This is a genomic window from Eubacterium ramulus ATCC 29099, from assembly GCF_000469345.1.
Classification (GTDB): Bacteria; Bacillota; Clostridia; order Lachnospirales; family Lachnospiraceae; genus Eubacterium_I; species Eubacterium_I ramulus.
Genome location: NZ_KI271092.1, coordinates 45605 through 53270, shown reverse-complemented (window position 1 = coordinate 53270; position 7666 = coordinate 45605). Strand labels below are relative to the sequence as shown.

At 47.8% G+C, this 7666-nt stretch carries 7 protein-coding genes; all 7 read left to right on the top strand.

Annotated elements, in window-relative coordinates:
* Window positions 1–7: 7 nt before the first annotated feature.
* The 7 genes from HMPREF0373_RS17690 to HMPREF0373_RS02595 all read left to right on the top strand — a co-directional run bounded on the left by HMPREF0373_RS17690 (window position 8) and on the right by HMPREF0373_RS02595 (window position 7547).
* Complete coding sequence (locus HMPREF0373_RS17690; protein ID WP_409337758.1) at window positions 8–154, top strand: hypothetical protein; 147 nt, start codon at window positions 8–10, stop codon at window positions 152–154.
* 35 nt (window positions 155–189) lie between these two features.
* Window positions 190–891 (top strand): hypothetical protein, encoded by a 702-nt coding sequence (locus HMPREF0373_RS02620; protein ID WP_021738027.1) that lies wholly within the window; start codon window positions 190–192, stop codon window positions 889–891.
* 218 nt (window positions 892–1109) lie between these two features.
* Window positions 1110–2183 (top strand): 16S rRNA (cytosine(1402)-N(4))-methyltransferase RsmH, encoded by a 1074-nt coding sequence (gene rsmH / locus HMPREF0373_RS02615; RefSeq protein ID WP_021738026.1) that lies wholly within the window; start codon window positions 1110–1112, stop codon window positions 2181–2183.
* Between the two features lie 144 nt (window positions 2184–2327).
* Window positions 2328–3692 (top strand): MATE family efflux transporter, encoded by a 1365-nt coding sequence (locus HMPREF0373_RS02610; RefSeq protein WP_021738025.1) that lies wholly within the window; start codon window positions 2328–2330, stop codon window positions 3690–3692.
* Window positions 3693–3907: 215 nt separating this feature from the next.
* Window positions 3908–4456, top strand: a complete 549-nt coding sequence (locus HMPREF0373_RS02605) for a stage V sporulation T C-terminal domain-containing protein (protein WP_021738024.1) — start codon at window positions 3908–3910, stop codon at window positions 4454–4456.
* A gap of 156 nt (window positions 4457–4612) precedes the next feature.
* Entirely contained in the window at window positions 4613–5677 is a 1065-nt protein-coding gene (locus HMPREF0373_RS02600; RefSeq protein WP_044962623.1) for a metallophosphoesterase family protein, read from the top strand.
* A 1-nt stretch (window position 5678) separates the two neighbouring features.
* Window positions 5679–7547 (top strand): ATP-binding protein, encoded by a 1869-nt coding sequence (locus HMPREF0373_RS02595; RefSeq protein WP_021738022.1) that lies wholly within the window; start codon window positions 5679–5681, stop codon window positions 7545–7547.
* Window positions 7548–7666: the final 119 nt, after the last annotated feature.

The following is a 7666-nucleotide window of genomic DNA, read 5'->3' as shown; positions in this document are numbered from 1 at the left end:
TGGCAAGATCAACTTCAACTACACAGGACTCGCACTCAACGAGTACGGCTGGTGGTATGTAGAAGGCGGCAAGATCAACTTCAATTACAACGGGTATGCTGCTTATTACGGAGTAACTTACCGTGTAGAAGGTGGAAAAGTAATTACCGCATAATAAAAAAATCTGGCAGTAACAAACAGGAGTTTTATATGTTCGGAAGAAAGAAAATGATTCCGGCAGGCTTTGCGGCAATGGGGATTCTCATTGCCGCAATGGCTTTTGTCGGAGGATGTGGAACACAGAACACAGATCAGAATGATCAGACAAACGTTTCGGTGGAAGTTTCAGCCGGGGCGGAGAATACACAGGCAGATACCGATGTTGTCTGCTATATAGATGGCGACGCAGTTTCTGTGGAAGAGTATGTCCTGCTGGCAGAAAACCATAAAAATGACATTCTGATGCGCTATACCACAGAACAGGTGAACCAGCCGGATTTCTGGGAACAGGAGATCGACGGAAAGGTGCCGGCAGAGCAGCTGGAGACGATCATCTCACAGGATCTGACGGAAAATTATGCCATCAAGCATCTGGCGGTTGAATGGAAGGTGACAGAGGATTATACCTTTGAAGATCTGAAAGCGCAGATGGAAGAAAAAAATGATGCGCAGTCAGACAGCGCAGATACCACAGACAGCTACGGGCTGACTGCATATGATATTAGCAAGTATTACAGTTACTGGTATTCAAATCTGCAGACGAAGCTGATGAATCAGATGATCGGAAACAGTAAGGATTACTCCGATGCGCAGGATGTAGAAGCATACATTACAGAAAAAGCGGAAAAATCTGTGATCAGACCAGGCGGTGCGTCAGCAACGGATGTGATTCTGGAGACTTTTGCACAGTAAAACTTCTGCAAGTCTACATTCTGCTTAAAATGCAGAAAAATAAAAAATGGCAGTGAAAGGAAGTGAAATCCTTTTACTGCCATTTTTAGTGCACAGGCTGCCCTTGATTTGCTGATTTGTCTTGGGTATAATAAAAATGATTGACACAAATTCAAGAATGCCTCGGTATTCTTGCTTAACAGATACTGAAGAAAAAATAGTGAAAGAGGAGGTTTTCTATGGAACATACGGAAAATGGGGCACAGACACCGCACAAACGGCGTGTGCGTTACAAAGGAAAATATCCGAAAAAATTCGAGGAAAAATATAAAGAACTTCAGCCGGAAAAATATCAGGACACCGTTGAACATGTGATCCGTAAGGGGAATACGCCGGCTGGTATGCACATCTCCATTATGGTAAAAGAAATTTTGGATTTTCTGGAGATTAAACCGGGACAGGTGGGATTTGATGCCACATTAGGTTATGGCGGTCATACAAAAGCTATGCTGCAATGCTTACAGGGTGAAGGACATATGTATGCCACAGATGTGGATCCGGAGGAGTCTGCCAAGACGAGAAAGCGTCTGGCGGAACAGGGATTCGGAGAAGATATGCTGACGGTAAAGCTGCAGAATTTCTGTACGATTGACGAGATCGCAAAGGAAGTGGGAGGGTTTGATTTTATTTTGGCAGACCTGGGCGTTTCCTCCATGCAGATCGACAATCCAAAACGGGGATTCTCTTATAAAGTGGATGGACCACTGGATCTGCGTCTGAACCAGGAGAAAGGTATCAGTGCAGCGGAACGTCTTGATACTATTTCTGTTGAAGAACTGGCCGGAATGCTGGATGAGAATTCGGATGAACCGTATTGCGAGGAAATTGCGGAGGCTATTGTGAAAGAAATCCGCCGGGGCAATCGGATCGATACTACGACAAAACTGCGTCAGGTGATTGAAAATACGCTGGAATTTCTGCCGGAGAAGGAGCGAAAAGATACCGTGAAAAAGACCTGTCAGCGTGTGTTCCAGGCACTTCGTATCGATGTAAACCGTGAATTTGAAGTGTTGTATGAATTCATGGAGAAACTTCCGGGTGCGTTAAAACCAGGCGGCAGAGTGGCGATTCTGACTTTTCATTCCGGAGAGGATCGTCTGGTGAAAAAAGCTTTGAAGGATGGATATAAGTCCGGCATTTATACAGATTATGCAAAAGATGTTATCCGGCCGTCCGCACAGGAGTGTGCACAGAACGGACGCGCCCGCTCCACAAAAATGCGCTGGGCGATCCGGTCAGATCTGGAAGTATAATGCCAGATGTGAGATGACTTCACCACTATGGGTGGTGAGTAACAAGAATGCCAAGGACATTCTTGAAAGTTTCAAAAGAAATATTAAAAAGAAAAAGTTTAAAGTAGTAAGGTTTATAAGGGTTTAGAAAGAAGAGAATAAAAATTGAAGAAGAATAAATATGAGATTGATATGTGTAATGGTTCCATCATGGACAAACTGATTTCCTTTGCACTGCCTCTGATGCTGTCCGGCGTCCTGCAGTTGATGTTCAATGCGGTTGACATTATTGTTGTTGGACGGTTCAGTGGGAGCCAGGCACTGGCAGCAGTAGGCTCGACCACTGCGCTGATCGCAGTGTTTACGAATTTATTTATCGGGATTTCTCTGGGAGCAAATGTACTGGGGGCAAGGTTTTATGCTGCCGGCCGTGATAAGGAGATGTCAGAGACCGTACATACTGCCATTACACTGGCTCTGATCAGTGGTATTGCAATGGCTTTTATTGGAGTGCTTTTTGCAAGAGGCGCGTTGGAACTGATGGGGACACCGGATGATGTCATTCGGTTATCCACACTGTACATGCGGATCTACTTCTGCGGCATGCCATTTTTTATGCTGTACAATTATGGTGCTGCGATCCTGCGCGCAGTAGGTGATACGAAACGGCCGTTAATCTTTTTGTTGATCTCAGGCTCCACCAATGCAGTGCTGAATCTGGTGATGGTCATTAAATTTGATCTTGGTGTTGCAGGTGTCGGTATTGCAACGGTGATTTCCCAAATGATCTCCTGTGTGCTGGTTCTGCGCTGTCTGCACAAATCAGACAGCAGTTATCAGCTGCGTTTTTCGAAATTGAAGATCAAAAAAGCATACATGATGCAGATTTTTCAGGTTGGTATCCCGGCAGGTATCCAGAGTACAGTCATCAACTTGTCAAATGTATTGCTGCAGTCCTCGGTGAACTCTTTTGGCTCCACAGCCATGGCCGGGTATACAGCCGCAAATAATCTGTTTGGATTTTTATATGTATCCGTAAACTCTGTGACACAGGCATGTATGAGCTTTACGAGTCAGAATTATGGTGTGGGAAAACTGAAACGGATGGACAGGGTGCTGCGTGACTGCATTATTTTGTCCGTCAGCGTATCGCTGGCACTGGGCGTTGGTGTGTATGTTTTTGGCCCGGAAATCCTGCAGATTTATACTACGGATCCTGCGGTTATCCAGTGTGCGATGGAAATCCTTTTGTATACCACAGTTACTTATTTTTTATGTGGTCTTATGGATCTGTTTCCGGGAGCATTGCGTGGAATGGGACATTCAGCAGTACCGATGATTCTGTCCGTGATCGGAACGGTAGGTACCCGTATTGTCTGGATTTATGGTATTTTCCCACAGCACAGGTCATTGGCGATCTTGTTTATCTCTTATCCGGCATCCTGGATCCTTACGATCGTGATGCAGGTGATCTGCTTCTACTTCGTGCGGCGGCATGTACACCGCACCCATGCGGAACTGCGTTCATGAGCAAGTAGCGAAGCGGATTGCGAATGTCCGCTTTACAATAAGCAGGCGTAAGGTAAGTGCTGTAAGATAGTGCCATAAACAGGATGAAAGAAAATGCGATATCTTAGCGGAATTATGTGAAAAAATTTATGGTATAATCAACCTTTTGCTTCCACATACTAGATGTACAACAAAAATCTGGTAATTGAGAAGAGGAAACAGGAGGTTTTTACGATATGAAAGCGACAGGAATCGTGCGCAGGATCGATGATCTGGGGCGCGTGGTAGTGCCAAAGGAAATCCGCAGGACGCTGCGCATCCGGGAGGGAGATCCGCTGGAGATTTTTACGGAACAGAACGGAGCCATTGTATTGAAAAAATATTCCCCCATCGGGGAGCTGAGTACATTTGCCGCTCAGTATGCCACAAGCATGGCGGAAGCAGCAGGGAGCCTTGTATGTGTCATGGACCGTGACCACATCATCGCAGCGGAGGGAAACGGCAAAAAGAATTATGATGGAAAACCGATCAGCCCGGAAATGGAGCAGTTTATTGAAGCAAGAGGTTGTCAGGTGGCGGATGCACAGGAGAAAAATTGCAAGAAACTGACCCTTGACGATGCCATGCAATATCAGACCCAGGCACTGGCAACCATCATCTGTGAAGGGGATGCCATCGGCGCGGTGGCATTGTGCAACGGCGCAGATAAGGACAGTGCCGGGGAACTGCAAGGAAAACTGGCACAGGCTGCGGCACTGTTCCTGGCGAAACAGGTGGAACAGTAAGACATTTTCCGTGTAATTGTGTGTGTTCCGGCATAAATTATGAAACGGGACTCTGCGATTTTCTCTCGTCCGCTAATGATCGCCGGCCGAGAGAAAAATAGCCAGAGTCCCGTTTTTTCCGGCGGTGAGCAAAAAGATTGTATTATGGAGGAAATTATGAGGTTCATACATATTGCAGATGTGCATTTGGGAGTTACCCCGGATGCGGGAATGCCCTGGAGTGAGAAACGGGGCAAAGATATCTGGAACAGTTTTCATATGGTGCTGGAGGAGGCTCGCAGACAACAGGCAGATTTGCTGCTGATCGCCGGTGATCTGTTTCACAGACAGCCATTAAAGCGTGAATTAAAAGAAGTGGCAGCGGGATTTGCTGCGATACCGGACACAGAGATTGTACTGATCGCGGGAAACCATGATTATCTGCATCCGAAGTCTTATTATCGCACCTTTGCGTGGCCGGATAATGTGCATTTTATTTTAAATAAAGATCTCACACCGGTGCATCTGGAGCGGATCCATACGACGGTATGGGGCTGTAGCTTCTGGGATAAGGAAGATGACAGAGCGGTGTATGGAAAACATCAGCGGCAGATGGATTCAGAGTTTCAGATTCTGCTGGGACACGGCGGCGATGACCGGCATCATCCGTTCCGGGCAAATGAACTGACAGCAGGATATGATTATGCAGCTTTTGGACATATCCACAAGGCGGCGCAGCTGATCCCGAACCGGGTGGTAATGGCTGGTTCCCTGGAGCCGACAGACTGTAATGATTTCGGCCCCCACGGTTTCTGGATGGGGGAACTGACGGAGGCCGGCTGCCGGGTTTCTTTTTATCCGATCAAAAAATGTGAATATATCCGGCAGGAACTTCCGGTGACACCGGAGATGTCCGCTTATGCGATGGTGGGACTGGCGCAGCAGGAGCTGGCAAAACGTGCGCCCTATCAGATTTCCCATCTGGTTTTGCGTGGATACCGGGATGCGGATATTGTCCTGCCGGTGCAGGAACTGGCGCAGCTGAACCGGGTGGTGCGTGTCGTGGATGAGACCGAGCCGGATTATCCGTTTGACCAGCTGAAACAGCGATACGATGGAACACTTCTGGCGCAGTATATCGAGACACTGGAGGCGTATCCGGATGCGGCATCCGGAAGGAAAGCATTGTATTATGGTGTGCAGGCCATGCTGAATGCCATGGGGGAAGGACAGGAGACATAGGATGATTATCAGAGAGGCGAACATAGGAAAGTTTGGAAAACTGGAAAATCAGAAGTATCAGTTTGCACCACAGATCAATGTTATTTACGGAGCCAATGAATCCGGCAAAAGCACCCTGATGCAGTTTCTGAAGGCGATGCTGTTTGGCCTGGAAAAAACAAGGGTGAGAAAGACGCTGGATACTTATAACCGGTATGAACCATGGGATACTCCGGCCTATTTTTACGGTTCCATGATGTTTGAGACCGGGCAGCAGCAGTTTCTGCTGGAACGGAATTTTTATTATAAGGAAAAACGTGTGCGGCTGGTGAATATCCGGGACGGTGAGGAACTTTCTGTGGAATACGGAGATCTGGACATGCTGCTTGGTAATGTCAGTGCGGCGGCCTATGAGAATACCTGCTGTATCGGGCAGGAACAGCTGCTTCCGGGGCGGGAACTCGGCGTGCTTTTAGAGGATGAGCGCAGCAATCTGGCGCAGACCGGAAGCGGGGATTTTCAGTTGTCGAAGGCATTGCAGGAACTGGAGCAGAAACGAAAAAATGCGGAGAAGACCCGGAAAGAACTGGAACAGCAACGGCTGTCGCATATCCATCAGCTGGAAGTAAACCAACAGGTGCTGGAACGTGATATCGCAGGACTGAAAGCGCAGCAGGAAAAGCAGAGTACGCAGCAGGGTACGGTGCAGGAGCGGGTAAGAGCGCTGCAGCAGCAGATGGAACCGGTACAGACAGCTTATCAGACGGTCTGTCGGCGGGAACAGGAGCTGAAGAGCGCGGTAGCACAGGAACAGTTGAAATGGGAGCAGGCTGAACGGGAACAATGGAAACGGGAGCAGTTCCGACGGGAGCAGGAGGAAGCGGAAGCACTTCAGCAGAAATCCGGTAAAAACGCAGGATTTTCACCGCTTTTGCTGATCGGTGTGGCGGGTCTGATTCTGGCCCCTGTTTTAAGGTCTGCCATGGATGGATTTCAGAAGATAGCACCGGCTTTGAATATTATCTGTATCATTCTGATCCTGGCCGGGCTTGTGTCAGCCTATCGTAAAAGCAGAGAGAAGAAAACGGCTGACTCTGGACAGAAACACAGACAAAGCGTAAATGACTCTGTGCAGAATCACAGGGAGCAAGATAGCCGGGCAAATGACCGGGCGAATTTACAGTCCGTGGAGCGGGAGGGAAGGAAAGCTGCCCTGGATCAGCAGTTACAGCGTGTTTGTCAGCAGAAATCCGTTCTGGAAGAACAGCTGCAGCAACTGAAGGATCAGAAAAAATCACTCCAGCTTCAGGCGGCCCGGCAGGAAGGTTCCGGGGATCAGCTGCAAAGCCAGATACAGGAGAAAGAAGTGGAACTGGAAAATCTGACAGAACAGGTGGCTGAATTGCAGCAGGAGACGTTGGATGAGCAGCATGCCCGTGAAGACAGGGACGCATTGGAACTGGCAGCGGAAACCATGTCCAGCCTTGCCGCCCGGATGTCAAAGACGTTGGAACATACATTAGATAAAGAAATGTCAGAGATTCTGGCGCAGATTACGGGAAATGTACATGAGCAGCTGCAGGTGACGGATGGACAAGGTATCGTATTGGCAGAGCAGCTGCAGAAGCGTACCCCGGAGGCATACAGTCAGGGAACGATGCAGCAGGCGTATTTTTCTTATCGGATGGCGGCGGGGCATATGCTGATGAAGGAAGAACCGCTGCCATTTCTTTTGGACGAGACCTTTGCAAACTATGATGAAGAACGGCTGCGTCAGACGCTGCGGTGGCTGGCGGAACAGGAAAATCAGATCTTTTTGTTTACCTGTCGGGAAACTGAAATGAGGCTTCTGACGGAAGAGGATATCCCTTTTGCAAGTATACGATTATAAACATGAAATACCGACATTGATTACATGGATTGCAATTTGATGGGATTTTTGAAAAATCAAAAATAGATATTGTGTTCTAACGCAAGATGTGAGAAAATAAGAGATAATTGTGAAAAAAC

Coding starts and splice junctions, on each gene's coding strand:
- rsmH (WP_021738026.1), top strand. CDS start 1,110: ATGGAACATACGGAAAATGGGGCACAGACACCGCACAAACGGCGTGTG.
- HMPREF0373_RS02600 (WP_044962623.1), top strand. CDS start 4,613: ATGAGGTTCATACATATTGCAGATGTGCATTTGGGAGTTACCCCGGAT.
- HMPREF0373_RS02595 (WP_021738022.1), top strand. CDS start 5,679: ATGATTATCAGAGAGGCGAACATAGGAAAGTTTGGAAAACTGGAAAAT.
- HMPREF0373_RS02620 (WP_021738027.1), top strand. CDS start 190: ATGTTCGGAAGAAAGAAAATGATTCCGGCAGGCTTTGCGGCAATGGGG.
- HMPREF0373_RS02605 (WP_021738024.1), top strand. CDS start 3,908: ATGAAAGCGACAGGAATCGTGCGCAGGATCGATGATCTGGGGCGCGTG.